Origin of the sequence: Streptomyces nidicola, assembly GCF_050106155.1 — a bacterium.
Taxonomy (GTDB): Bacteria; Actinomycetota; Actinomycetes; order Streptomycetales; family Streptomycetaceae; genus Streptomyces.
This window is the reverse complement of the sequence record NZ_JBNBPI010000001.1, coordinates 3,435,163-3,459,112: the sequence shown is the minus strand read 5'-3', so window position 1 is coordinate 3,459,112 and position 23,950 is coordinate 3,435,163. Positions and strand designations below refer to the sequence as shown.

Sequence of the window (23,950 nt, the reverse complement as noted above, 5' to 3'; positions counted from 1 at the left end):
CCTGTCCGTCCTTCGAGAAACACACTGCCCGGACGACCCTGAAGCCCCGCTGAAGGACCCTGAAGGGTTCTTCAGGTTCGACCTGCCACCCTTGCCCCATGCGCTTGTTGATCGTCGAGGACGAAAAGCGGCTCGCCCTGTCGCTCGCCAAGGGACTCACCGCCGAGGGCTACGCCGTCGACGTGGTCCACGACGGCCTGGAGGGCCTGCACCAGGCGAGCGAGGCGGCGTACGACCTGGTCGTGCTCGACATCATGCTGCCCGGCATGAACGGCTACCGGGTCTGCGCCGCCCTGCGCGCCGCAGGCAACGACGTGCCGATCCTGATGCTGACCGCGAAGGACGGCGAGTACGACGAGGCCGAGGGACTCGACACCGGCGCGGACGACTACCTGACCAAGCCGTTCTCGTACGTGGTGCTGGTCGCGCGCGTGAAGGCGCTGCTGCGCCGCCGGGGGAGCGCCGGTGGCGCGAGCCCGGTGCACACCGTCGGGGCCTACGCCGTCGACACCGCCGCGCGCCGCGTCACCCACGCCGAGGACGGCGAAGTCGCGCTCACCACAAAGGAGTTCGCGGTCCTGGAGCAGCTCGTGACCCGCGCCGGTGAGGTCGTGTCCAAGAGCGAGATCCTCGACCACGTATGGGACTTCGCGTACGAGGGGGACCCGAACATCGTCGAGGTGTACGTGAGCGCTCTGCGGCGCAAGCTCGGCGCCTCCCTCATCCGCACGGTGCGCGGCGCCGGGTACCGACTCGAGGTGCCCCGATGAGCAGGCTGAGGGGGCCCTTCAGCTCCGTACGGGCCCGCGCCGCCCTCGCCGCCACCCTCGTCGTGGCGGTGGCCCTGGTCGCGGCCGGCGCCACCGTGCTGCTCTCGCTGCGCGGCAACCTCACCGAGCAGGCGGGCCGCGACGCCGACGCCACCGCCCGCCGCGTCGCCACCTCCCTGGCCACCGGCACCGCGCCCGACGCGCTCGACCTGGACGACGAGGACCCGGTCCAGGTCGTCGACGACGACGGCAGGGTGCTGGGCACGTCCGAGGACCTGGAGAAGATCTCCGGCACCGGCGTGAGCACCGTGAAGCCCGTCGCGGCACGCCCCGACGACGACGGCGACGACGAGGGAGATCAACAGAACGGCAGCCAACAGAACGGCAGCGTCTCCAACGACACCGACTACGCCGACGGCAGCGCCACCATCGACGGCGACAGCGCCGACTACCGGTTCGCCGCGGTCGAGGTCGAGGACACCGCGTACGGGGATCTGACGGTCCACGCGGGCGCCTCCCTCGAGGCCGAACAGGGCGCGGTCAGCACGGCGTTGACCGCCATGCTGATCGGTTTCCCCGTGCTGCTCGTCATCGTCGGCGGCGTGACGTACCTGGTGACCCGGCGCGCGCTGCGGCCCGTGGAGGGCATCCGCGCCGAGATGGCCGCGATCACGGCGTCGCAGGACCTGGGCAGGCGGGTGCCGGAACCGGACACCCACGACGAGGTGGCCCGGCTCGCCGGCACCACGAACGAGACGCTCGCCGCGCTGGAGTCCTCCGTGGAGCGCCAGCGCCGCTTCGTCGCCGACGCCTCGCACGAGCTGCGCAGCCCGATCGCCTCGCTGCGCACCCAGCTCGAAGTCGGCGCGGCCCACCCGGAGTTGCTCGATGTGGACGGCGCCGTCGAGGACACGGTGCGGCTCCAGGAACTGGCCGCCGATCTGCTGCTGCTGGCCCGGCTCGACGCGGGGGAGAAGCCCGGCGGCGCCGAGGTCGACCTGGCCGCCCTGGTGCGCGAGGAGTTGTCCCAGCGCGTGGGTGACCGCGTCCCCGTCACCGTGGAGGCGCAGGACGTGCCTCAGGTCAGCGGCTCCCGCGGCCAGTTGGCGCGGGTGCTCGGCAACCTCGTGGACAACGCGCAGCGGCACGCCCGCGCCGGGGTCCGGGTGGCGGTGCGCGCGGAGGGCGGCCGGGTGGTGCTGAGGGTCGCCGACGACGGGCAGGGCGTGCCGGAGGACGAGCGGGAGCGGATCTTCGAGCGGTTCGTACGGCTCGACGACGCGCGCACCCGGGACGGCGGCGGGGCCGGTCTCGGCCTCGCCATCGCCCGGGACGTGGCGGAGCGGCACGGGGGCTCGCTCACGGTGCGATCCGCGCCGGAGGGCGGGGCGCTCTTCGAGCTCGCGCTGCCCTCCGACTGACGGATTTACGGTTTGCCGCGTTGCGAACGCAGGTGTTCCGCGATGGGGGAGAGGGCCTGGCGCAGGCCGCCCAGCTCCTGCGGGGAGATGAGGTCCACGAAGTGTCTGCGGACGGACGCCACGTGGTGCGGGGCGACCTTCCGCATGGTCTCCATGCCGTGGTCGGTGAGCACGGTGTAGAGGCCCCGGCGGTCCGACTCGCAGTTCTCACGGCGGACCAGGCCCGCGTTCTCCATGCGGGTGATCTGATGCGAGAGCCGGCTCTTGGACTGCAAAGTCGCGGCCGCGAGGTCGCTCATCCGCATCCGGAGATCCTCGGCCTCGGAGAGGTTCACGAGGATCTCGTAGTCGTTCATCGTCAGGCCGAAGGGCTGGAGATCCTTCTCCAGCTGGTAATTGAGCAGTCTGTTGACCTCCAGGTGGGTGCGCCAGGCGCACTGCTCCTCGTCGGTCAGCCACGGCGTGGCCGTCTCGGTCTCCATGGAATCGATTCTACCTAAGAAGTTGAAAGGCGAACGAATGTGGGGGGTGACACTGCGCACCCCGAGCACCCGGAGGGTACGGACCAGAAAGATATGGGGTCACGCGTTCGACGTCACACTCCGCAGACTACCGCTCACAGCCCGAAGCGACGCTGGAGGTCGCCGAGCTGTCCGGGAAGACGCGGTGCCGCCGGTTGACCCGTGGACGTGCCCGGTCCACCGGGAACTCCTCCCTGGTGAGGTACGTCACCCACCGGTCGTTCCGGCATCAACGACTCGCTGGATTGCAGCAGCACCGTCCCCGCGCCCACGAACTCGAACTGATGCTCCTCGCCCGAGACCCCGCCGACGCCCGTCATCGCACGTAGACCGCCGATCACGCCGGTCAGGTATCCGTGGTCGTAGTGGTGGCAGGGCGAGGGGCAGTCGGCCCAGCCGACGAGCGCCTGCGGATCGACCCGGATCGGCGGCTCCATGAACACAACCGGACCGTTTGATGCCGCTACGAATTTGCCGGTGCCAATGAGTGTGAGGAAGCCGGGAACGATGGATTGCTTCAGCGCGAGAGTTGGCTGAAAAGCGAGCAGATTTCCCGCGCGGATGGTCAGGTTCCCGTTGTCGAGGTCGTACGAGTTCACGTCGAAGGCCCGGTCCGCGAGCAGCATCTTGCCGCTGCCCTCCGCGACCACCCAGTCGCTCGCGTGCAGCGGCGAGTGGAACGAGGTGCGCACGAGCCGGTCGAGCCGGCCGTGCCCGATGCCGTTGAAGTCGATCCGCCCGTAGTGGGCGATCATCTTCCCCTTCTGCAGGAACCACTGGCTGCCCCGCAGTTCCACGCAGAAGGTGTACGCGTTGACGTTGTCGTCGACCGGCAGGGTCATCGGGTCGAAGATCGCCGGGCCCCCGGCCGGATGAGCGTTCACAGTTTGTCCTCCGACGCCTGTACGTACACCGCACCGCTCCCGCTCAGTTCCAACTGGAACGCCTCGCCGCTGCCGCGCCCCACCATGTCCCGCCAGCCGAGCGCCGTGGACAGCTTGTTGCGTACGTCGCCGTGGTGCGCCACGTAGGCCTGCGGGTCGACGTGCACCGGCCGGCCGGGGGTGATCGGGAGTTCGATGACCCCGCCGTGCGCCATCACCGCCACCGAGCCGTGGCCCTCAAGCGTCGTCGTGAACAGGCCCTGCCCGGACACCTGGCCGCGCACCATGCCCATCACGCCGCCCTGCGCGCCCATGAACATCGTTCCCTGGCGCAGCGCCCCGTCGAAGGCGAGCAGGCGGTCCGCCTCCACGTACAGGGTGTCGCCGGACAGCGTGATCACCTGCACGTGGTGGCCGCCGTGCCCGAACAGCACGGTGCCGCTGCCCTCGACGGTCATCAGCGGCGTCGACTCGTTCGCCACCCGCCGCCCGAGCATGGACATCACCCCGCCCTGTCCGCCCTGGACGTTGGGCGTGAAGGAGACGTCGCCCTGGTACGCGAGCATCGCGCCGCGCTGGCTGTAGAGCCGCTGCCCCGGCACGACGGTCGCCTCGACCATCTTCGAGTTGATCTCACGGAAGCCCGGTGCCGGCATCACACATCCCCCGCGATCGTATTGCGCTCGCTGGGCTGTACGTAGACGAGCCCGTCGCCCTCGAAGAGGATCTGGAAGGCCTCGCCGCCGCCCTCTCCCAGGAACGTGCGGAAGGTCACGCCCGACTGGAACGACTGCCGCAGGTTGCCCTGGTGCGCGATGTACGCGCCGGGGTCGACGGTCAGCGGGTAGTCGTGGCCGACACGCAGGACGACGGCCGGGCCCTCGCTCATGATCGCCGCCTGCCCGTGGCCCTCGACGGTCGTCGTGAAAAGGCCGTTGCCCTGGGATGCGCCGCGGACGCCGGTGAAGGAGGTGCCGGTGCGCAGTCCCGCGTCCGTGCAGAGCAGGTTGCTCGACTCGACGTAGAGCTTGTCGCCGCGCAGTCCGACGAGGTTGATCTCGCTCGCCCGGTCCGCGAACCAGCAGGTGCCCTCCCCTTTGACCTCCATCACGGTCAGCTGCTCGCCGGTGACGCGCCGGGTCACCATGCCGCGGATCCCCTCGCCACCCCCGCTCAGCTTCTTGAACGCCATCCGGCCGTCGTAGGCGACCATCGAGCCGTTCTTCGCCTTCACGCTGTCGCCGCTCATGTCGACGGCCAGCACCTTGCTGCCCTGCAGTCGGAACGTAGCCACGAGGTCGACGGTAGCCGCCGAGGAGAGCCCGCCGACAGGGCCCCATCGGCGCGATGCCACAATGGGAAAACGCTTGTGCGCACATTCACAAGATCAATGACCGTCCGCCCCGCTTAGCCGAAGGTGCACCGTGGACCTCAAGACCGCCTCCGCCCTCCGACGCCTCCGCCTGGTCTCCGCCCCGGAGGCCGTCTCCTTCCTGCTGCTGCTGATCTGCTCGGTCCTGAAGCGGACGACGGACTTCAACGCGGTGCCCGTGATGGGCATGGTCCACGGCGTCCTCTTCGTCCTGTACGTGATCTTCTGGCTCGACGCCTGGAACCGTACGAAGTGGAGCTTCGGCACGGCCGCGCTCTACTTCGTCCTCTCGGTCCTGCCCACCGGCGGCTTCTTCGCCGAGCGCAAGCTCAAGCGCGAGGGCGAGGCCGCGGTGATCGCGGGCCGCGCCCGCCAGGAGGGCGTGGTCAACGCATGATCGTCGCCTTCTCCGTGACCCCGCTCGGGGTCGGCGAGGACGTGGGGGAGTACGTCGCCGAAGCGGTCCGCGTGGTCCGCGAATCCGGCCTCCCGAACCGCACCGACGCGATGTTCACCTCGATCGAAGGTGAGTGGGACGAGGTGATGGCGGTGGTCAAGCGCGCCGTCGCGGTGGTCGAGGCGCGTGCGCCGCGCGTCTCGGTCGTCATGAAGGCGGACATCCGCCCCGGCGTGACGGACGGCCTGACCTCGAAGGTCGACACGGTCGAGCGCCACCTCTCCGAGTAACTGCGCGCCGCCATTCCGGCCCGGCCCCCTGCGGGGTGCCGGGCCGGTCGCTTTTGTGGCCGGGGAAACCGTGCGGCGGCAACTCTCCGGCGGCTGACTGGCGTAGCCCTCCTCGTACCTCACTCTTACGCGCTCCTCTGGTCGACACGCCCGGGAAAGTCCCCTTTTGTTGGGGTACCGAGACGGTCGAACACCAGATCCTGGAGGGCGCTGTGCGGCCTGACGAGGGCTATGACTACGACACCTACAGCAGGCTCGCCGGGCCGCTCACCGAGCCGCCCGGCGACGGCGATTACCGGGTGCAGTACACCTCGCTTCTGGCGAACGAGCCCCACCGAATACGAGCCGTCCTGCTGATGACGCTCGCGCCCCTGCTCACCGGGGTGCTCCTCGTGTACCTGGTGTGGCCCACCCACTGGGTGGAACGCGAGGGCGGCGAGCGGTGGTTGGTCTCGCTCGACATCGTGATGCTCGTCGCGATCGGGCTCATCGAACTGTTCATGGTCGTCAACGTCATCTCCATCGCCCACGCGACGATGGTCGCCAGGGACCCGATCCCGGTCCGCGCCGAGCCCGGCACCCGCGTCGCGTTCCTCACCACGTACGTCCCCGGCAAGGAACCCCTCGCGATGGTGCGGGCCACCCTCGAGGGCGCCGTGCGCATCACGCACGAAGGGCCGCTGGACGTCTGGCTCCTGGACGAGGGCGACGACCCCGACGTCAGGACGCTCTGCGACCGGCTCGGCGTCCACCACTTCACCCGCAAGGGCATCCCGGAGTGGAACCAGAAGAAGGGCCCCCACAAGACCCGTACCAAGCACGGCAATTACAACGCCTGGCTCGCCGCGCACGGCTCGGACTACGACTTCTTCGCCTCCGTCGACACCGACCACGTGCCGCACCCCGAGTTCCTGGAGCGGATGCTCGGCTACTTCCGCGACCCCGACGTCGCGTTCGTCGTCGGCCCGCAGGTCTACGGCAATTACGACTCCCCGGTCACCAAGGCCGCCGAGTCCCAGCAGTTCCTCTTCCACGCGCTGATCCAGCGCGCAGGGAACCGCTACCGCGCCCCCATGTTCGTCGGCACCAACAACGTCGTACGGATCTCCGCCCTGAAGCAGATCGGCGGGCTCGTCGACTCGATCACCGAGGACATGGCGACCGGCTTCGAGATCCACCGCCACCGCAACCCGGACACCCACGAGCGCTGGCGCTCCGTCTACACGCCCGACGTGCTCGCGGTCGGCGAGGGCCCCGCCTCCTGGACGGACTTCTTCACCCAGCAGACCCGCTGGTCGCGGGGCACGTACGAGACGCTGTTCCGGCAGTACTGGAAGGCGCCGGCCTCGATGCCGCCCGGCCGCCTCTTCTCGTACACGATGATGCTCGTCTACTACCCGATGACGGCCGTCAACTGGCTGCTCGGCGTGCTGAGTTGCGTACTGTTCCTGTGGACGGGCGCCTCCGGCACGCAGGTGTCCGCGTCCGTGTGGCTCATGCTCTACAGCGACGCGGCCGCCCTCCAGATCGGCCTCTACCTCTGGAACCGGCGGCACAACGTCTCGCCGCACGAACCCGAGGGCTCGGGCGGCCTCGCCGGCATGGGCATGTCGGCGATCTCCGCGCCCATCTACCTCAAGTCGCTCGGCGCGGCCCTCCTCGGCCGCCCCAGCCGCTTCGTCGTCACCCCCAAGGGCGGCGACGCCAGCGCCGACCAGCCGCTGACCTTCCGTATCCATCTGTGCTGGGCGGGCGTGCTCGCCACGTCGCTCGTGGCGTCCGTCGTCCTCGACCACACCCACGTGGCCATGCGCACCTGGGCGGTCCTCGCCCTCGCCATCGCGCTCGCGCCGCCCGTCGTGTGGTTCGCCTCGCAGCGCCGCGAGGCCGCTGCAGCCGCGGCCGCCAAGCGGGCGGAGGTCGAACCGGTCCGGGCCGTGCAGCCGGCGACCCCCAGTACGTCGACCACAGCAGGGAACTGACCCATGGCCTACAGACCTTCACGCCGGATGCGCAAGACCGTCCTCGGAGCGGGCGGCGTCGCCCTCCTCGTCGGCCTGAACGCCCCGGCCGCCTGGACCTTCGCCACCGAGCGGTACGAGGACTGGAAGATCGCCCAGCCCGGCTACAAGGCCAAGTACGGCTCCTGGTCGCAGGTTGACATCCCCGAGGAGTACCGCACCAACGCCATCCACGCCGCGCTCCTGCACACCGGCAAGGTCCTCATCGTCGCGGGCTCCGGCAACGAGCAGAAGAAGTTCGACGCGGGCACCTTTGACACCGTCCTGTGGGACCCGAAGGCGAACACCTTCAAGAAGATCCCCACCCCCGCCGACTTCTTCTGCGGCGGCCACGCCCAACTCCCCGGCGGACGGCTCCTCGTGGCCGGCGGCACCGCCCGCTACGAGCGGCTCGACGGCGAGGTCGACAAGGCCGGCGGCGGCATGCGCGTCAAGAACGAGAGCCCCGACAAGGCCGTACACCTGAAGAAGGGGACCACGTTCCGCTCGCCCTCCGGCACCGAGTACGTCTCGAAGTTCGACGTCACCGTGCCCAGGGCGAAGCGCACCTTCGACAAGAAGCGCAACGCCGCGGGCGTCATGCAGCCGTGGAAGACGAAGATCAAGGCGAGCGAGGCCCGCGTCTTCGTCGAGGCCGTCCAGAAGGGCAAGCAGTACGTCACCGACGACAACGCCCAGTACGAGATCGAGGGCCTGCGCGGCAAGGACGCCGACAACACCTACGGCCTCTCCGAGAAGATCACCATGGAGAAGCAGGACTTCCAGGGGATCAAGGAGGCGTACGAGTTCGATCCCGTCGCCGAGCGGTACGTGCCGGTCGACCCGATGGAGAAGGCCCGCTGGTACCCCACGCTGGTCGGCCTGGAGGACGGCAAGGTGCTCGCGGTCTCCGGGCTCGACGACGTCGGCATGATCGACCCCGGCGACAACGAGATCTACGACCCGAAGACCAAGAAGTGGTCGATGGGCCCCAAGCGCTACTTCCCGACCTATCCGGCGCTCTTCCTCACCAAGGGCGGCAAGCTCTTCTACCCGGCCTCGAACGCCGGTTACGGCCCCGCAACCAAGGGGCGCGTCCCCGGTCTGTGGGACCTGAAGACCAATAAGTTCGAGAAGGTCCCGGGCCTCACCGACACGGACCAGACGGAGACCTCGTCCTCACTGCTGCTGCCGCCCGCGCAGGACCAGCGGTACATGATCCTCGGCGGCGGCGGTGTCGGCGAGTCCAAGAAGTCGACGTCGCGCACGGCGGTCGTGGACCTGAAGGAGCAGAACCCCGCCTTCAAGACGGGCCCCCAACTCCCGCAAGGCACCCGCTACTTGAACTCCGTCATCATGCCGGACGACTCCGTCTTCACGACGAACGGCTCCAAGGACTACCGCGGCCGCAGCGCCAGCAACATCCACAAGGCGCAGTTCTACGACCCCCAGCAGAACGCCTTCCAGGAGGCCGCCGCACCCAAGGTCGGCCGCAACTACCACTCCGAGGCGCTGCTGCTGCCCGACGGCCGGGTCGCCAGCTTCGGCTCCGACCCGCTCTACGACAACCAGCAGAACACCAAGCTCGGCCACTTCGAGCAGCGCATGGAGATCTACACGCCGCCCGCCCTGCACCGCGGCGGCGACCAGCGGCCCGTCCTCGGCGCGGGTCCCGAGACGCTTCCGGCGAGCGGGCGGGCCACGTTCCGCACGAAGGACGCGGACGGCATCGTCAAGGCCCGCCTCATGCGGCCGTCCGCCGTGACCCACACGACGGACGTGGAGCAGCGCTCGATCGCCCTCGACGTCAAGAAGTCCAAGGGTGCGGTGACGTTGGACGTCCCCAAGGACAGGACGCTGGTCCCTCCGGGCTGGTACATGGTGTTCGTGTCCGACGCGGACGGGGTCTCGTCCGAGGCGAAGTGGATCCAGGTGAAGTAGGCAGTTCCAGCCCCGCCGGCGTTTGAGGCGCGGGGTCCGGGGCGGAGCCCCGCGACCCCGGCCCCGGTGGGGCTCAGCGCTTGGCGTTCCTGGCCAACCCCAACGCGTAATCCGCCCACCAGGTCCCCGCGGCGGGGCCGCCACGGCACGTGCCGTCCGACTCGCCGGGCCGCTTCACCCACAGGTTCGCGTCGTTCAGCGCGTTGCCCGTCCGCGTGGTCGGGGCGGAGCCGAGCGCGCGGCCCGGCGGGTTGCACCAGGCGTCGCCCTGGCCGTCCCCGTAGGGCCCCGCGCCGTTGCGGCTCGTGTCGACCACGAAGTGCGCGCCGTCGAGCAGCCCGGACAGCCGGCGGCCGTACGCCGCGCTGGCCCTGTCCGTCTGGAAGTTGGACACGTTCAGGGAGAACCCGTCCGCCTTCCCGATCCCGGCCCGCCGCAACGGCTCCACCAGCTTGCTCGCGTCGGGGATCCAGGCCGGGTTCCCGGCGTCGACGTACACCTTCGTGTTCGGCTGCCGCTTGAGGCGGTCGATCGCCGACGACATCAGCGCGTACCGCTCGTCCTCGTACTGCTTCGGGGTGCAGCCGCTGACGATGTGCCCGATCGCGTCCGGTTCGAGGACGACGACGGCCTTCGCCTTCCCGATGCCGGAGGCGAACGCGTCGATCCACTGGTGGTAGAAGTCCGCGCTGTGCGCCCCGCCCGCCGAGTGCTGCCCGCAGTCGCGGTGCGGGATGTTGTACGCGACCAGCACCAGCGTCTTGCCCGCCTTCCTGGCCTGCGCGGCGGCATCGGAGACCGGCGGGCGCGGATAGTCGCCCGGCGCCCACATCGCCTGCGGGTGCGCGGCGATCCGCTCGACCATGGCGGCGTCGGAGTCGCGCCCCTCCCGCCTCCACTTCGCGACCTGGTCGGCGGCGTCGGAGTCCGGGTCGACCCAGAACGGCGAGGAGTCGGTGGCGGAGCCGGACGGGGCGGTGCGCCGCGCGGCCTCCGCCGCGGAGTCGCGGCCGCCCCCGCTGCTGCCCGCGCCGCCACCGCCGCCGCTGTCGGAGCAGCCGATGACGAAGGTGGACAGCAGGATCGCGGCGCCGGTGAGCGCGAAGGTGCGGGTGGGGGTACGGGCGGGCGTGTGGGCGGGTGGGACGGGCATCCTGCCCCCTGGTTCGGAGCGCGTACAGGGCGTAAAAAGGCGTACGAAAGCGAAAATACCGGGCAATCGTTACACAGGGTTGTCGTTTCGCCGCGCATTAGGCGCCGCGTCAGGCGCCCTGATCGCCCGTCACGAGCGCGCCGCCCAGGGGCGTCTGCGCGTACAGCACCTGGTGCCCGTGGCGCCGCGACGAGAGCAGCCCCGCCGCGCGCAGCGCCGCCAGATGCGCCGACACGGACGACGGCGCGCGGCCGAGCCGGTGTGCGAGCGCGCTGGTCGAGGCGGGTTCGGCGAGCGCGCACAGCACGTCGGCGCGGCCCCGGCCGAGCAGGTTCGCCAGCGCGTTGGGCGCCCGCGCGGCCGGCGCCGACCACAGCGCACCCACACCCCGCGCCGGGTACGCGACGGTGGGCTGCCAGGGCGGATCGAAGCCGCTCACCACGTCCGGCCAGCAGAAGACGCTGGGCAGCAGCACCAGACCCCGGCCGTCCAGGTCCCGGCTGTGCTCGCTCGCGCGGGCGGTGAGGGTGAGCGTGCCGGGCTGCCAGTCGACCCGTGGATGCAGCTCCCGGAGCAGCCCTTCGAGGCCGACCTCGGCGAGGCGCCGCGAGTGGTGTGCCACATCCGCTTCGAGCAGCGCCCGCAGCCTCGGCCACTCGGGCTCGACCAGGACGTGCCAGGCCCGCTCCACGAGATCCGCCAACTCCCTTACCGAGCGCCCCGGTTCGGCGAGCAGGGAGCGGCCGAGCGGGGTGTCGGCGGCGCCCGGCGTGCACGCCAACGACTGGGTGATGCCGTGCAGCGCCTCGTCGGGACCCGTCGCCCGCAACGCGGCGATCTCCTCGTCGAAGGTGGCGGCGGGGCCGATCGGGGGCGGGCCGAGGAAGTCCGGGGTGTGCCCCCGCTGCGGCATCAACAGCCAGACCGGGGCCAGGTCGAGCTCCCGCGCGGCGTCCCGGATCCGGCGCAGCCACGACAGGTGATAGCCGTGCCGGTCCGGCCGCCTGAGCGTACGGATCGCCTCCTGCGTCTCCCAGAGCGGCGAGATCGCGAACCGGCACCGCAGCAGATCCTCTTGCCCGAACCGAAGATGCAACGGCATTCCCGCCCCCTCCCCACAACATTCGGCGCAGGCCGAAAGAGTACGACCGGCGCCGAGCGGGCGGCAGGGTGCGGCCATGACCAGCGACCAGGCCCTCGAGAGTCCCGGCCGCGAACGCCCCGGGTACTCACGGCTCTTCCGTATCGCCGAGTTCCGCGCCGTGTTCCTCGCGCACGCCGCCTCCCTCTTCGGCGTCGTCGTCGCGGAGATCTCGCTCAGCGTGCTCGTGTACGGGCTGACCGGGTCGCCGCTGCTCAGCGCGCTCACCTTCACGCTCGGCTTCCTGCCGTACCTCGTCGGCGGGACGCTGCTGTCCGGGATCGCCGACCGGTTCCCGGCGCGGCGGGTGCTCGTCGCCTGTGACCTCGTGTGCGCCGGGTGCGCGGCGCTGATGGCGCTGCCGGCCACCCCGGTCGGCGGGCTGCTCGCGCTGCGCTGCGTCATCGCGCTCGTGGCACCGGTGTTCAACGGGACCCGCATGGCCACGCTCACCGATGTGCTCGGGGACGGCGACCTTTTCGTGCTCGGCCGCTCGCTGCTGCGCATCGTGTCGCAGAGCGCGGTCCTCGTCGGCTTCGGCCTCGGCGGCGTACTCCTCACGGTGGTGTCCCCGCGCGGCGCGCTCACCGTCACCGTCGTCACGTTCCTGTGCTCGGCCACCCTGCTGCGCCTGGGCACGAAGGCCCGCCCCGCGCGGACGCGCGCAGGCGACAAGGAGGGCGCCCTGCTGCGGTACTCGCTGGCCGGCGCCCGCCAGGTCCTCGGCCACCGCCGCATCCGCGCACTGCTGCTCCTGCTCTGGGTGCCGCCCATGTTCGTGATCGCGCCGGAGGCGCTCGCGGCGGCGTACGCGGACGAGATCGGGGCGGGCGCCGCGGCCGTCGGATTCCTGATGTGCTCGATGGCCGTCGGAACCGTCGCGAGCGAACTCGCCGCCGGCTCACTGCTCTCGCCCTCGGCCCGCTCCCGTATCGCGCTGCCACTCGCCTCGGTGACCCTGCTGCCCCTCATCGGCTACGCGGTGGTGCCCGGCCTCGCCTGGGCGGTGGTGCTCCTGCTGCTCGCCGGGGCCGGGTCCGCGTACACGCTCGGGCTCGACCGCTGGTTCGTGGACGCGGTGCCCGAGGAGCTGCGCGGCCGGGCCATGACGCTGCACAACGCGGGCCTGATGACCATCCAGGGCGTGGGGACCGCGCTCGCCGGGGCGGCCGCCGAGGTCTTCGACGTGTCCACCGTGGTGGCGGGCGCGGGGCTTCTCGGCGGGCTGTGCTGCGCTGCGCTCGCCCTGGAAGTACGGGCCTCCGCGCGGGCCGAGGGCCCAAAGGCCGAGACGGGGCTGACCGCCATGTGACCGCCCGGTAAGGTCGGGGACGTGCCGAAGCCCCTCTCTCTCGCCTTCGATCCGATCGCCCGCGCCGACGAACTCTGGAAGCAGCGGTGGGGGTCCGTGCCGTCCATGGGCGCGATCACCTCGATCATGCGCGCGCACCAGATCCTGCTCGCCGAGGTCGACGCGGTCGTCAAGCCGTACGGGCTCACCTTCGCGCGCTACGAGGCGCTGGTCCTGCTCACCTTCTCCAAGGCGGGCGAGCTGCCCATGTCGAAGATCGGCGAGCGGCTCATGGTGCACCCCACGTCCGTGACGAACACGGTCGACCGGCTCGTGAAGTCCGGCCTCGTCGACAAGCGTCCCAATCCCAACGACGGGCGCGGCACGCTCGCCACCATCACGGAGAAGGGCCGCGAGGTCGTCGACGCGGCGACCCGCGACCTCATGGCGATGGACTTCGGCCTCGGCGTCTACGACGCGGAGGAGTGCGGCGAGATCTTCGCGATGCTGCGCCCTCTGCGGGTGGCCGCACGTGATTTTGACGACGCCGAGTGAGCTGACGCGCTAGCGTTTTCGCGGGTCAGCGCGGTGCTCCCCGCCGGTGCGGGGGTGATCCGAAATCGGTGCTCAGCCGGTACCGGAGCATGGCGTGCTCCCCGCCGACGCGGGGGTTTTTCGGGCGGTTACGCTCGTATCCATGAAACGAAGCGTGCTGACCCGCTACCGCACCATGGCCTACGTGACCGGTGTGCTCCTGGTCCTCCTGTGTCTCGGCATGATCGCCAAGTACGCGTTCGGCATGGACGGCGCCGCGGACGTCACGCGCGTCATCGCCATCGCCCACGGCTGGCTGTACGTCGTGTACCTGGTCTTCGCCTTCGACCTCGGCTCCAAGGCGAAGTGGCCGGTCGGCAAGCAGCTGTGGGTGCTGATCGCGGGCACCATCCCGACCGCCGCCTTCTTCGTGGAGCGCAAGATCTCCGCGGAGCTCGAGGGCAAGGTCGCCGGCGACGAAGCGAAGCTCGCCAAGGCGTAGCCCCGGCCGGGCACTGGACTTCGCGCGCGTCCCTCTCTGGAGCGGATGCGCGCGTTTTCTCGACCAGGAGTGTACGTTCGTACGCTCCTCGGTGTACGTTCGTCCGCATGCCCACGGACCACTTCGCCGACGACCCGCGCAGCAACCTGGAACGGATGCTCGCCGGTGACCTCTACATCGCCGACGACCCGGAGATCGCCACCCGCCAGCAGCGCGCCATGCGGCTCGCCGCCCGGTACGAGGAGGCCTTCCTCGACGAGCCCGGCAAGGCGGCCCCGGTGCTCGCGGAGCTGCTCGGCTCGGTCGGTGAGGGCGTCGAGCTGCGGCCGCCGCTGTACGTCGACTACGGCAGCAACATCTCCATCGGCGCCCGCACCTTCGTCAACTACCGGCTGACCGCCCTCGACGTCGCCCGCATCACCATCGGCGAGGACTGCCAGATCGGTCCCGGTGTCCAACTCCTCACGCCCACCCACCCGGTGGAGCCCGGCCCCCGGCGCGACAAGCTGGAGGCCGCGCTGCCCATCACCATCGGGGACAACGTCTGGCTCGGCGGCGGCGTCATCGTCTGCCCGGGCGTGACCATCGGCGACAACAGCGTGATCGGCGCGGGCGCCGTGGTCGTCAAGGACGTACCGGCGAACGTCGTCGCGGTCGGCAACCCCGCCCGCCCCGTCCGCGACATCTGAGGCGCGCGGCATGGCCACAGGACAGGCGGACCCGAAGCGCCGTGAGCGGATTCTCGCCGCGACGCTCGACCACATCGCCGAAGAGGGCGTCGCGGGCGTCTCGCACCGGAAGATCGCGGCGCGGGCCGGGGTGCCGCTCGGCTCGATGACGTACCACTTCGCCGGCATCGACGACCTGTTGCGCGAGGCGTTCACCGGGTTCGCCGACCACATCGTGGCGGTCTTCGAGCGGCACCTGGCGGGCGTGGGGACCGCGGACGAGGCGCGGGAGGCCGTCACGGAGCTGATCCACGTACTCTCCGAAGGTCCCAGACGCGATCTGGTCCTCACGCAGGAGCTCTACACCATCGCCGCCCGCAGGCCGGAATACCGGGAGCTGACGCGGGCATGGATGGCGCGCAGCAGGCAGTTGCTGGAGCGGCACTTCGACCCGGCGACGACGCGTCAGCTGGACGCCCTCATCGAGGGGCTCGCCCTGCACCGGGCCCTGGGCGGGCCCGAGCCGTACACCCGCGAACTGACCGGTGAGGCGGTGCGGCGCCTCACGGCCGGATAGACCGCCTGTGGGGGCACGGACCTGACACCGTGTCCCCACAGGCACGTACGGCCCCGAGGAGCACCCGCATGACCGCCGCCACCGCACCCCGCCTTGAGGACCACCCGCTGGTGGCCGCCGCCCGGCGGCTCGCCGACGACGTCCTCGCGCCCGCCGCCGAGGCCCACGACCGCACCGGGGTCACGCCCGAGGCGATCGCCGCGGTCAAGGCCTCGGGCGTGCTCGGCGTCAACGCGCCTGTCGCGTACGGGGGTTCGGGGGCGCCGGCCGCCGTCGGGCGGGAGGTCGCGGAGATCCTGGCGGGCGCGTGCTGCTCGACGTTCTTCGTGCAGGCGCAGCACCACTCGCCGGTACGGGACCTGGTCGCGGGTGCCGAGGCGGCCCGCGAGCGGTGGCTGCGCCCGCTGGCCGAGGGCACCGCGCTCGCGGGCATCGCCTTCTCGCACCTGCGGGCGTACCCGAAGCTGCCGGTGCGGGCGACGCCGCTGGCGGGCGGCGGGGTGCGCTTCGACGGGCGGGTGCCCTGGTACACGGGCTGGGGCCTGAACGACGTGTTCCTGCTCGGCGGCGCGACCGAGGAGGGTGAGGTCGTCTTCGCGGTGGCGCGGCCGCGCGAGCAGCCCGGCCTCACTCCCACCGGCCCGCTCCGGCTCGCCGCGCTCACCGGCACCCGCACCGTCGGCCTGGTGCTGGACGGGCTCACGGTCGCCGAGGAGGACATCGTCGTACGACAGCCGTACGAGGAGTGGGCGCGCGCCGACCGGCCGAAGAACACCAACACCAATCCGGCCGTCTTCGGTGTCGCCCGCGCCGCCCTCGACCTGCTCGACGCGTCAGGCGACGCGGAGGCCAAGGAGACGGCGGGCGTGCTGCGCGAGGGCCTCGACGGCGCGCGCAGGGACGCGTACGCGCTGGTGGACGAGGTTCCGGCGGGGGAGCGGCTGGAGGACCGGCTCGCGGTGAAGACGCGCGCGTACGACCTGATGCGGGCGGCGACGACGGCGGCGATCGTGGCCGGGGGCGGGCGGGCGTTCGCCCTGTCGGCACCGGCCCAGCGGCTCGCCCGCGAAGGGCTGTTCCTGGTGGTGCAGGGGCAGACGGCGGAGGTGCGGGCGGCGCATCTGGCGGCGCTGCGGGGCTGAGTCCGCCCGGTGGGTCCGCCCGGTTTTCCGGCGATCGGCCGCCGTGGGCCATCGACATTTAGTAGGACGTCCAAGTAAATTTGAAGCATGGACGCTGACGCGATCGAGGAAGGCCGCCGCCGCTGGCAGGCCCGTTACGACAAGGCCCGCAAGCGTGACGCGGACTTCACCACGCTCTCCGGGGACCCGGTCGAGCCGGCCTACGGGCCGCGGCCCGGTGACACGTACGAGGGCTTCGAGCGGATCGGGTGGCCGGGCGAGTACCCGTTCACGCGCGGCCTGTACCCGACCGGGTACCGGGGGCGCACGTGGACCATCCGCCAGTTCGCGGGGTTCGGCAACGCCGAGCAGACCAACGAGCGCTACAAGATGATCCTCCGCAACGGCGGCGGCGGGCTCTCGGTCGCCTTCGACATGCCTACGTTGATGGGGCGGGACTCCGACGACCCGCGTTCGCTCGGCGAGGTCGGGCACTGCGGGGTCGCCATCGACTCGGCGGCCGACATGGAGGTCCTGTTCAAGGACATCCCGCTCGGTGACGTCACGACGTCGATGACGATCAGCGGCCCGGCCGTGCCCGTCTTCTGCATGTACTTGGTGGCGGCGGAGCGGCAAGGGGTGGACCCGGGGGTGTTGAACGGCACCCTCCAGACCGACATCTTCAAGGAGTACATCGCGCAGAAGGAGTGGCTCTTCCAGCCCGAGCCGCATCTGCGCCTGATCGGCGACCTGATGGAGCACTGCGCGGAGTCCATCCCCGCGTACAAGCCGCTCTCGGTCTCCGGTTACCACATCCGCGAGGCGGGCTCGACGGCCGCGCAGGAGCTTGCGTACACGCTGGCCGACGGATTCGGTTACGTGGAGCTGGGGTTGAGCCGCGGCCTGGACGTGGACGTGTTCGCCCCGGGCCTGAGTTTCTTCTTCGACGCGCACGTGGACTTCTTCGAGGAGATCGCCAAGTTCCGGGCGGCGCGGCGGATTTGGGCCCGTTGGATGCGGGACGTGTACGGGGCGCGGAGCGAGAAGGCGCAGTGGCTGCGCTTCCACACGCAGACGGCGGGTGTTTCGCTGACGGCGCAGCAGCCGTACAACAACGTCGTCCGTACGGCGGTGGAGGCGCTGGCGGCGGTCCTCGGCGGCACCAACTCCCTGCACACGAACGCGCTGGACGAGACCCTCGCGCTGCCGAGCGAGCAGGCGGCGGAGATCGCGCTGCGGACGCAGCAGGTGCTGATGGAGGAGACGGGTGTCGGCAACGTGGCCGACCCGCTGGGTGGTTCCTGGTACGTGGAGCAGCTCACGGACCGGATCGAGGCGGACGCCGAGAAGATCTTCGAGCAGATCAGGGAACGGGGGCTGCGGGCGCACCCGGACGGACAGCACCCGATCGGGCCGATCACGTCCGGGATCCTGCGCGGGATCGAGGACGGCTGGTTCACGGGAGAGATCGCGGAGTCGGCGTTCCGGTACCAGCAGTCCCTGGAGAAGGGCGACAAGAGGGTCGTCGGGGTGAATGTGGCGGAGGGTTCCGTCACGGGTGACCTGGAGATCCTGCGGGTCAGCCATGAGGTCGAGCGGGATCAGGTGCGGGTGCTCGGCGACCGGAAGGCGGGGCGGGACGACGGGGCGGTGCGGGCGGCGCTCGAGCGGATGCTGGCCTCGGCGCGGGACGGCTCCAACATGATCGGCCCGATGCTGGACGCGGCGAGGGCCGAGGCGACGCTCGGCGAGATCTGTGGGGTGTTGCGGGACGAGTGGGGCGTGTACACGGAGCCGCCGGGGTTCTGAGGCGGGCCGGGACGGGCCCCTGCGTGCTGTTGCGCGGCACCGGGGTCCGCTTGCTCGGCCGGGGTCGGCGCCTCCGTGATGTGCGACCTGCACCGGGGCGCCGCCTTGCCCACCCTGCCGCCCAAGGCGGCAGATTGCCCAAGGCGCGGGGCGGCATCTCATGGCCCGCCCCGCGGTGGGTGGGTAAATTTAAGCCCCGCTCTGGGACGAGAGTCGCGGGGTGCGGGGCGGAGCCCCGATCTTTTCCAGCCCCGCCGGCGTTTGAGGAGCGGGGTCCGGGGTGGAGCCCCGTGGCGTAAGGCGGGGGCCCGGGCCGGTGACAGGTGTCACCACGTGATCTTGGGGTAGGCGCGGACACGCCAAGTGCCCGCCAACCCCAGGAGCCCCCGTGCGCCTCGCGCTCAACCGCACCACGACCACCACCGTCGGCATCGCCACCGCCGCCCTCCTCGGCGGCATCGCCATCGGCGGCACCGGCGCGGTGAGCGCGAGCCCGCCCGCCGAGCCGAAGGTGCAGAACAGCTTCGACTCGCTCGGCGCGGACGTGCGCGCCGCCGACCTGTCCTCCGGCCGCACCGCGCACTACACGGACTCCGGCCCGGCCGACGGCACCCCCGTGCTCTACATCGGCGGCACCGGCACCAGCGCCCGCGCCGTCCACATGACCGACTTCATGCGCACCACCAGAGCGAACCTGGGCCTTCGCATGATCACGGTCGAGCGCAACGGCTTCGGCGACACCGACTACGACCCGAAGCTCGGCAAGGCCGACTACGCCAAGGACGCCCTGGAGGTCCTCGACAAGCTCGGCGTCAAGAAGTTCAAGGTGATCGCGATATCCGGCGGCGGCCCGTACGCCGCCGAGATCGCCGCCACGGCCCCCGAGCGGATCAGCGCCCTGCACCTCGCCGCCGCCCTCCCGCCGTACGGCGAGAAGTCCGCCTCCTGCGCCCTGACGGACGACCAGATGGCGGCCGCCGTCAAGGACGAGATCAAGGACCCGCGCAAGTGGTGGGCCTTCCCCGACGACAGCCCGGTCAAGTCGATCCCCGGCTTCGCCGACACCGCGTACGAGGAGGGCGCGCGGACCTACAACCAGCGCGGCCAGCAGGCCGATCCGGCGCCGCAGGTGCACGAGCAGCGGCTGTACTGCGACCGTCCGGGCCCCGACCTGGCGAAGCTGAAGGCGCCGGTGTTCCTGTACCACGGCGACAAGGACACGACCGTGCCCGCGAGCACGCTCAAGGCCTGGCGCGACAACCTGCCCGACACGGCGCCCGTGAAGACCCGTACGTACGCCGACACCGGGCACGACGTCCAGTACCGCCACTGGGACCAGATCCTGGTCGACCTGGCCGGCCGCGCCGACCGCACGGTGGTCTGCCACGACAAGCGGACGCGCGCGCTGCCGGCGGGTGAGGCGGACGCCCTGGTCGCCAAGAAGCGCGCCACGCTGGGCAGCTGCGCCTGGAACAAGTAGCACCCACGCGTACACAGCACTAATCGGTCGCGGCGGCCGCGAGCCCTCCCAGGAGCAGGGCCGTGAACCGCCTCACCCACTCCGCGTCGGCCGGCTCCGCGCTCACCAGCGTGCGGTGCACGACCGCCCCCGCCGCCACGTCGTAGATGAGATCCGCCGTGGCCGCGGCGGCGGCCGGGTCGGGGGCCGGCGGGAGTTCGCCGCGGCGCTCGGCCCGCGCCCGCCCCTCCAGTACGAGCCGCTTCTGGCGGTCGACGATCGACGTACGGATCCGGTCCCGCAGCGGGGCGTCGCGGGTGGACTCGGCGACCACGGCCATCAGCGCCGTCTTCGTCTCGGGCCGGTCCAGGATCGCCGCGAACTGCCGCACCACGCCCTCCACATCGGCGGCGAGCGAGCCCCGGTCCGGCAGTTCCAGCTCGTCGAAGAGGACCGCGACCGCGTCCACGACGAGCTCGCTCTTGCCCGGCCAGCGGCGGTACAGCGTCGTCTTCGCGACACCCGCGCGCGTGGCCACGTCCCCGAGCGTCAGCTTCGTCCAGCCGAGCTCCACGAGCGCCGCCCGGGTCGCCTCCAGAATCGCCTCGTCCGCCGCTGCGGAACGCGGACGCCCTGTCCGGACGTTGGAGGGGGGAGAGGGGCGGGACGAAGGGGACGAGGGAGACGGCGTGCGGCTCTGCATGGTCGTCGACCATACCGGCGGGTACGGCCGAAAGATCGCGTGAGGCAGATCACCGGTTGATCGCCGGGGCCCGGTTCCCGCGTCCCACCCATGGCAGTTACGCTACGAGTCGTAGCGAAAGCTGCGAAAGCTCGAACCCGTACGAGCGCCTCGGATCTGCACCCCGGGGCGGTCCGGACGAGCGGCAACCACAAGGCGCCGGGTGGGGACCCGGTGCCGAAAGCACACCAGGCCGAGTCCGCTCCGTGCCTCCAGATGCGTCTCGCATTCCGGCGGGAGGTGCACGGGGCAGGACCCGGCCCACAACTGTCCGCGGAAGGGGGAGACTGTACGCATGCAGCCACGGAACATGTCCATGAGCGGAGTCGTCGATCTCGCCGCGGTGAAGGCGGCCCAGGAGGCCAAGGCGAAGGCGGAGCAGGCGCGCGCCGAAGCGGCCAGGAACGGCGGGGGCGGGGCCGTGTCCCCTTCGAGCCTCGTCATCGACGTCAATGAGGCGGACTTCGAGAGCGCCGTTCTGCAGCGCTCCGCCGAGGTGCCCGTCGTCATCGACTTCTGGGCCGAGTGGTGCGAGCCCTGCAAGCAGCTCAGCCCGCTGCTCGAGCGGCTCGCCGCCGAGTACAGCGGCCGCTTCGTGCTCGCCAAGATCGACGTAGACGCCAACCAGATGCTGATGCAGCAGTTCGGGGTCCAGGGGATCCCGGCTGTCTTCGCCGTCGTCGCCGGGCAGGCTCTGCCCCTCTTCCAGGGGGCCGCCCCCGAGGAGCAGATCCGCGGCACGCTCGACCAGTTGATCCAGGTCGCCGAGGAGCGCTTCGGGCTCACCGGCATCACGGTCGACCCGGAAGCGGAGGGTCAGGCGCCGGTCGTGGAGGAGGCCCCCGCGGGCCCCTACGACGCCCTCCTCGAAGCGGCCGTGCAGGCCCTGGACGCAGGCGACCTCGACGGCGCCGTGCAGGCGTACAAGAACGTCCTGTCCGATGACCCGGGCAACACCGAGGCCAAGCTCGGCCTCGGCCAGGCGCAGCTCCTCCAGCGCGTGCAGGGGCTCGACCCCCAGCAGGTCCGCAGGGACGCCGCGGAGAAGCCCGCCGATGTGCGGGCGCAGATCGCGGCGGCCGACCTGGACCTGGTCGGCGGTCATGTCGAGGACGCCTTCGGGCGGCTCGTCGAGACGGTGGGGCGCTCGGCCGGCGAGGACCGGGACGCGGCGCGTGTACGACTGCTCGAACTGTTCGAGGTCGTGGGGGCCGACGACCCGCGCGTGACGACCGCGCGTACGGCTCTGGCCCGAGTTCTCTTCTGAGTCGTCAGTGACCAGTTGTTAAACACTGCGGCTTGTGATGCCGGAGTGAAAGTTCTGTCGCCGGAGGCGCACAGCGGCCGCGTTTTACCAAAACTTGGTAATCGCGGCCGCTGTTACTTGGAGTAAGTCGGACCCGATCTTCTGTCCGGTTCCGTCCCGTATTCAACCTGTATAACAACTGCGTTGACTGCACCCTGAGTTGCTGTTCGGACTCGCTCCGTCCGCGTTCGGTTATCCGTCCGTTACCCGCGAGTAACGAACCCCCTTGTGTCAGCGCCTCGAATGCACCACGATCGGGCACGCTCGGTCCTCTCCCCACCGTCCGACAGCCAATCGTGCGGCGGGGTTTTTGGGTCCCCACCGGGTGGTCGACGGCGAACCAAGGGGAGCGCCGGCGGTCCAAGGACAGGGGGGTCTCAGCCATCCGGTTGAGCCTGTCCGGCAGGTTGCGCGTGATGGCTCAGGTGCGACCAGTGGTTGTCGCTCGGGGGTGATCGCCGGTGATCAAGGTGCGGTGCAGACCAAGCACTTCCGATGCGGGCGCTCTCCTTCCCGAGGACGTAGCACTTCTCCCATCCCTGCCCGGCTGAGCCGCCTCTAGGGGCAGTCAGGGCCGGAGATGTACGTCCGAGAAGGAGGAACAGTCATGAAGTCCGTGACTCGTGGCGGAACCAGATGGAAGCGGTTCGCCGTAGTCATGGTGCCGAGCGTCGCGGCGACTGCCGCGATAGGCGTGGCCCTGTCCCAGGGTGCGCTCGCGGCATCGTTCAGTGTGTCGGGTCAGTCGTTCAAGGTGACGGCGGACTCCCTCGACGGCAAGGGCTTTGTCCAGTACGGCGCGGTCGACTCCGGCAAGACGGGTAACCACCCGGTCGCCGTCGTCGGCATGAAGACCGCGACGATCAACAACCTGTGCCAGTCGGTTGTTGTCCCCGTCCCGGTCTTCGGCGATGTGTCGATGAAGCTGTCGGCCGGTGCGGACAAGAGCGCCCCGGTCGAGGCCAAGACCCTCTACATCGACGCCGATGACCTGAAGGCCGATGCGACCTTCAAGAACATCGACATCGGTGTGGCGGCGGGTGACGCCAAGAAGGGCCCCGGTATCCACCAGGGCGACAAGGCCGACCCCAACGCGTTCGCCCAGCAGGCCGACTCGGTGCACTTCGAGAACGTCCAGCAGCGTGCGTGGGCCACGACGGCCGGCACCTTCAAGCTCTCCGGCCTCAAGATGAAGGTCCAGAAGGGCAAGCACGAGTGCTACTAGGCCCACAGGGCCCGTGTACGGGCCGGGGTCTTGGCACTTGATGTGCTGAACGGCCGGGCGCGGGGGCACTCGCAGTGACGTGGGGTCGTCCCCGTGCCCGTTTCCGGACAGCCACCATCACCACAGATCAACGCCTTTCCCGAGGAGCTGTACGACATGAGCGCCGAAGCGCACGCAGGACTGGGCCCCAAGCTTGGTCAGATGCGCCAATCGTTCCGAGGGTGGCGCGGTCAGCGCCCGTTCTGGGGCGGTCTGCTGTCAATCCTCGGCGGCCTCCCGATCATGTACTTCCCGTACGCGAACCTCGCGATCGGCAATATGACGATCAAGATGGCGACCACGGCCGGTGCCGGTTCGCTCATCATCGGCATCTTGCTGGTCGTGCTCGGCCTGACGATGTGGTTCCAGCCGCACTCCCGTGTGTTCGCGGGTGTCGCGGCGATTCTTCTCGCCCTGGTCTCCCTCGTGGTTTCGAACTTCGGCGGCTTCGTCATCGGTTTCCTGCTCGCCCTCGTCGGTGGCGGCCTCGGTATTTCCTGGGCACCCGCGGAGCGGCAGGACGACTCGGCCGGGAAGGGCGGTGACCAGGCCACGTCCTCCCCGGACACGGCACCGGTCGTGCCGCCGGTTGCGGGAGCCACCTATCAGGTCGCGGGCGTAAACGACGACGTGTCAGGGACGAGCCCGAACAACGGGACGAACGGGAGGCACCGTGCCGGCTGACGAGGTGCACCACGAGGGCTCCGCGGAGCCCCGTGCGAGAACCGGGCCGCGGCATGCGGCGCGGCGGCATGCGGCACCAAAGAAGCATCTCTTCACCAAGATC

At 70.6% G+C, this 23,950-nt stretch carries 24 protein-coding genes; 17 read left to right on the top strand and 7 right to left on the bottom strand.

The features are described from left to right. Nucleotides 1-98: 98 nt before the first annotated feature. Both ACOKM3_RS15625 and ACOKM3_RS15620 read left to right on the top strand, forming a co-directional pair. Nucleotides 99-770, top strand: coding sequence for a response regulator transcription factor (locus ACOKM3_RS15625; protein ID WP_426900915.1), 672 nt, complete (start codon nucleotides 99-101; stop codon nucleotides 768-770). Continuing rightward, nucleotides 767-2,191 carry a sensor histidine kinase gene (locus tag ACOKM3_RS15620; protein WP_426900913.1) on the top strand — a complete coding sequence of 475 codons (1,425 nt, stop codon included), beginning with the start codon at nucleotides 767-769 and terminating at the stop codon, nucleotides 2,189-2,191. The genes ACOKM3_RS15625 and ACOKM3_RS15620 overlap by 4 nt, the downstream gene beginning before the upstream one ends. A gap of 5 nt (nucleotides 2,192-2,196) precedes the next feature. On the opposite strand, the gene ACOKM3_RS15615 is transcribed toward ACOKM3_RS15620, so the two are convergent. The 4 genes from ACOKM3_RS15615 to ACOKM3_RS15600 form a co-directional block, all read right to left on the bottom strand. Continuing rightward, complete coding sequence (locus ACOKM3_RS15615; RefSeq protein WP_426900911.1) at nucleotides 2,197-2,673, bottom strand: MarR family winged helix-turn-helix transcriptional regulator; 477 nt, start codon at nucleotides 2,671-2,673, stop codon at nucleotides 2,197-2,199. Nucleotides 2,674-2,807: 134 nt separating this feature from the next. Then, a complete protein-coding gene (locus ACOKM3_RS15610; protein WP_426906802.1) occupies nucleotides 2,808-3,554 on the bottom strand; it encodes an AIM24 family protein in 747 nt (248 codons plus the stop codon). Between the two features lie 38 nt (nucleotides 3,555-3,592). Next, nucleotides 3,593-4,252: an AIM24 family protein gene (locus tag ACOKM3_RS15605; RefSeq protein WP_426900909.1), complete on the bottom strand. Its 660-nt coding sequence runs from the start codon at nucleotides 4,250-4,252 to the stop codon at nucleotides 3,593-3,595. Then, nucleotides 4,252-4,890: an AIM24 family protein gene (locus ACOKM3_RS15600; RefSeq protein WP_426900907.1), complete on the bottom strand. Its 639-nt coding sequence runs from the start codon at nucleotides 4,888-4,890 to the stop codon at nucleotides 4,252-4,254. Before ACOKM3_RS15600 ends, ACOKM3_RS15605 begins: the two co-directional genes overlap by 1 nt. Nucleotides 4,891-5,020: 130 nt before the next feature. Between ACOKM3_RS15600 and ACOKM3_RS15595 the strand changes: the two genes are divergently transcribed. From ACOKM3_RS15595 to glxA, 4 genes are all read left to right on the top strand, one after another. Next, the gene (locus ACOKM3_RS15595) at nucleotides 5,021-5,365 is read left to right on the top strand and encodes a DUF3817 domain-containing protein (protein WP_404083748.1); all 345 of its coding nucleotides are present in this window, start codon (nucleotides 5,021-5,023) and stop codon (nucleotides 5,363-5,365) included. After that, the gene (locus ACOKM3_RS15590; protein WP_426900905.1) at nucleotides 5,362-5,655 is read left to right on the top strand and encodes an MTH1187 family thiamine-binding protein; all 294 of its coding nucleotides are present in this window, start codon (nucleotides 5,362-5,364) and stop codon (nucleotides 5,653-5,655) included. The genes ACOKM3_RS15595 and ACOKM3_RS15590 overlap by 4 nt, the downstream gene beginning before the upstream one ends. 212 nt (nucleotides 5,656-5,867) lie before the next feature. Then, complete coding sequence (locus ACOKM3_RS15585) at nucleotides 5,868-7,637, top strand: glycosyltransferase family 2 protein (protein ID WP_426900903.1); 1,770 nt, start codon at nucleotides 5,868-5,870, stop codon at nucleotides 7,635-7,637. A gap of 3 nt (nucleotides 7,638-7,640) precedes the next feature. Beyond that, complete coding sequence (gene glxA, locus ACOKM3_RS15580; RefSeq protein WP_426900901.1) at nucleotides 7,641-9,596, top strand: radical copper oxidase GlxA; 1,956 nt, start codon at nucleotides 7,641-7,643, stop codon at nucleotides 9,594-9,596. A gap of 73 nt (nucleotides 9,597-9,669) precedes the next feature. On the opposite strand, the gene ACOKM3_RS15575 is transcribed toward glxA, so the two are convergent. Further along, nucleotides 9,670-10,749: a glycoside hydrolase family 6 protein gene (locus tag ACOKM3_RS15575; RefSeq protein ID WP_426900899.1), complete on the bottom strand. Its 1,080-nt coding sequence runs from the start codon at nucleotides 10,747-10,749 to the stop codon at nucleotides 9,670-9,672. A 109-nt stretch (nucleotides 10,750-10,858) separates the two neighbouring features. Then, nucleotides 10,859-11,851: a DUF5937 family protein gene (locus ACOKM3_RS15570; RefSeq protein WP_426900897.1), complete on the bottom strand. Its 993-nt coding sequence runs from the start codon at nucleotides 11,849-11,851 to the stop codon at nucleotides 10,859-10,861. A gap of 76 nt (nucleotides 11,852-11,927) precedes the next feature. On the opposite strand from ACOKM3_RS15570, the gene ACOKM3_RS15565 reads away from it, so the two are divergent. The 8 genes from ACOKM3_RS15565 to ACOKM3_RS15530 all read left to right on the top strand — a co-directional run bounded on the left by ACOKM3_RS15565 (nucleotide 11,928) and on the right by ACOKM3_RS15530 (nucleotide 19,872). Continuing rightward, nucleotides 11,928-13,202: an MFS transporter gene (locus tag ACOKM3_RS15565; RefSeq protein ID WP_426900895.1), complete on the top strand. Its 1,275-nt coding sequence runs from the start codon at nucleotides 11,928-11,930 to the stop codon at nucleotides 13,200-13,202. A gap of 21 nt (nucleotides 13,203-13,223) precedes the next feature. After that, nucleotides 13,224-13,736, top strand: a complete 513-nt coding sequence (locus tag ACOKM3_RS15560) for a MarR family winged helix-turn-helix transcriptional regulator (protein WP_426900893.1) — start codon at nucleotides 13,224-13,226, stop codon at nucleotides 13,734-13,736. A 142-nt stretch (nucleotides 13,737-13,878) separates the two neighbouring features. Beyond that, nucleotides 13,879-14,217, top strand: a complete 339-nt coding sequence (locus tag ACOKM3_RS15555) for a DUF3817 domain-containing protein (RefSeq protein ID WP_426900892.1) — start codon at nucleotides 13,879-13,881, stop codon at nucleotides 14,215-14,217. 107 nt (nucleotides 14,218-14,324) lie between these two features. Continuing rightward, the gene (locus ACOKM3_RS15550) at nucleotides 14,325-14,906 is read left to right on the top strand and encodes a sugar O-acetyltransferase (protein ID WP_426900890.1); all 582 of its coding nucleotides are present in this window, start codon (nucleotides 14,325-14,327) and stop codon (nucleotides 14,904-14,906) included. Between the two features lie 10 nt (nucleotides 14,907-14,916). Further along, complete coding sequence (locus ACOKM3_RS15545; RefSeq protein WP_426900888.1) at nucleotides 14,917-15,462, top strand: TetR/AcrR family transcriptional regulator; 546 nt, start codon at nucleotides 14,917-14,919, stop codon at nucleotides 15,460-15,462. A 68-nt stretch (nucleotides 15,463-15,530) separates the two neighbouring features. After that, nucleotides 15,531-16,604, top strand: coding sequence for an acyl-CoA dehydrogenase family protein (locus ACOKM3_RS15540; protein WP_426900886.1), 1,074 nt, complete (start codon nucleotides 15,531-15,533; stop codon nucleotides 16,602-16,604). A gap of 87 nt (nucleotides 16,605-16,691) precedes the next feature. Further along, complete coding sequence (locus ACOKM3_RS15535; RefSeq protein WP_426900884.1) at nucleotides 16,692-18,392, top strand: acyl-CoA mutase large subunit family protein; 1,701 nt, start codon at nucleotides 16,692-16,694, stop codon at nucleotides 18,390-18,392. A 388-nt stretch (nucleotides 18,393-18,780) separates the two neighbouring features. Further along, complete coding sequence (locus ACOKM3_RS15530; protein WP_426900882.1) at nucleotides 18,781-19,872, top strand: alpha/beta fold hydrolase; 1,092 nt, start codon at nucleotides 18,781-18,783, stop codon at nucleotides 19,870-19,872. A 19-nt stretch (nucleotides 19,873-19,891) separates the two neighbouring features. Here ACOKM3_RS15530 and ACOKM3_RS15525 read toward each other — a convergent pair whose 3' ends face one another. Beyond that, on the bottom strand, nucleotides 19,892-20,554 hold the full coding sequence (locus ACOKM3_RS15525; RefSeq protein ID WP_426900880.1) for a TetR/AcrR family transcriptional regulator: 663 nt from the start codon (nucleotides 20,552-20,554) through the stop codon (nucleotides 19,892-19,894). 334 nt (nucleotides 20,555-20,888) lie between these two features. Here ACOKM3_RS15525 and ACOKM3_RS15520 point away from each other — a divergent pair, with 334 nt between their 5' ends. From ACOKM3_RS15520 to ACOKM3_RS15510, 3 genes are all read left to right on the top strand, one after another. Then, nucleotides 20,889-21,860, top strand: a complete 972-nt coding sequence (locus ACOKM3_RS15520) for a tetratricopeptide repeat protein (RefSeq protein WP_426900878.1) — start codon at nucleotides 20,889-20,891, stop codon at nucleotides 21,858-21,860. Nucleotides 21,861-22,506: 646 nt separating this feature from the next. Next, a complete protein-coding gene (locus ACOKM3_RS15515; RefSeq protein ID WP_385762631.1) occupies nucleotides 22,507-23,124 on the top strand; it encodes a DUF6230 family protein in 618 nt (205 codons plus the stop codon). 156 nt (nucleotides 23,125-23,280) lie between these two features. Then, nucleotides 23,281-23,847, top strand: a complete 567-nt coding sequence (locus ACOKM3_RS15510) for a DUF6114 domain-containing protein (RefSeq protein ID WP_426900876.1) — start codon at nucleotides 23,281-23,283, stop codon at nucleotides 23,845-23,847. Nucleotides 23,848-23,950 lie beyond the last annotated feature (103 nt).

Bases quoted from the DNA above. Each gene is read 5' to 3' on its own strand.
- ACOKM3_RS15625 (WP_426900915.1), top strand. From the start codon at position 99: ATGCGCTTGTTGATCGTCGAGGACGAAAAGCGGCTCGCCCTGTCGCTC.
- ACOKM3_RS15620 (WP_426900913.1), top strand. From the start codon at position 767: ATGAGCAGGCTGAGGGGGCCCTTCAGCTCCGTACGGGCCCGCGCCGCC.
- ACOKM3_RS15615 (WP_426900911.1), bottom strand. From the start codon at position 2,673: ATGGAGACCGAGACGGCCACGCCGTGGCTGACCGACGAGGAGCAGTGC.
- ACOKM3_RS15610 (WP_426906802.1), bottom strand. From the start codon at position 3,554: ATGACCCTGCCGGTCGACGACAACGTCAACGCGTACACCTTCTGCGTG.
- ACOKM3_RS15605 (WP_426900909.1), bottom strand. From the start codon at position 4,252: ATGCCGGCACCGGGCTTCCGTGAGATCAACTCGAAGATGGTCGAGGCG.
- ACOKM3_RS15590 (WP_426900905.1), top strand. From the start codon at position 5,362: ATGATCGTCGCCTTCTCCGTGACCCCGCTCGGGGTCGGCGAGGACGTG.
- glxA (WP_426900901.1), top strand. From the start codon at position 7,641: ATGGCCTACAGACCTTCACGCCGGATGCGCAAGACCGTCCTCGGAGCG.
- ACOKM3_RS15575 (WP_426900899.1), bottom strand. From the start codon at position 10,749: ATGCCCGTCCCACCCGCCCACACGCCCGCCCGTACCCCCACCCGCACC.
- ACOKM3_RS15570 (WP_426900897.1), bottom strand. From the start codon at position 11,851: ATGCCGTTGCATCTTCGGTTCGGGCAAGAGGATCTGCTGCGGTGCCGG.
- ACOKM3_RS15565 (WP_426900895.1), top strand. From the start codon at position 11,928: ATGACCAGCGACCAGGCCCTCGAGAGTCCCGGCCGCGAACGCCCCGGG.
- ACOKM3_RS15555 (WP_426900892.1), top strand. From the start codon at position 13,879: ATGAAACGAAGCGTGCTGACCCGCTACCGCACCATGGCCTACGTGACC.
- ACOKM3_RS15550 (WP_426900890.1), top strand. From the start codon at position 14,325: ATGCCCACGGACCACTTCGCCGACGACCCGCGCAGCAACCTGGAACGG.
- ACOKM3_RS15545 (WP_426900888.1), top strand. From the start codon at position 14,917: ATGGCCACAGGACAGGCGGACCCGAAGCGCCGTGAGCGGATTCTCGCC.
- ACOKM3_RS15540 (WP_426900886.1), top strand. From the start codon at position 15,531: ATGACCGCCGCCACCGCACCCCGCCTTGAGGACCACCCGCTGGTGGCC.
- ACOKM3_RS15535 (WP_426900884.1), top strand. From the start codon at position 16,692: ATGGACGCTGACGCGATCGAGGAAGGCCGCCGCCGCTGGCAGGCCCGT.
- ACOKM3_RS15525 (WP_426900880.1), bottom strand. From the start codon at position 20,554: ATGCAGAGCCGCACGCCGTCTCCCTCGTCCCCTTCGTCCCGCCCCTCT.
- ACOKM3_RS15520 (WP_426900878.1), top strand. From the start codon at position 20,889: ATGCAGCCACGGAACATGTCCATGAGCGGAGTCGTCGATCTCGCCGCG.
- ACOKM3_RS15515 (WP_385762631.1), top strand. From the start codon at position 22,507: ATGAAGTCCGTGACTCGTGGCGGAACCAGATGGAAGCGGTTCGCCGTA.
- ACOKM3_RS15510 (WP_426900876.1), top strand. From the start codon at position 23,281: ATGAGCGCCGAAGCGCACGCAGGACTGGGCCCCAAGCTTGGTCAGATG.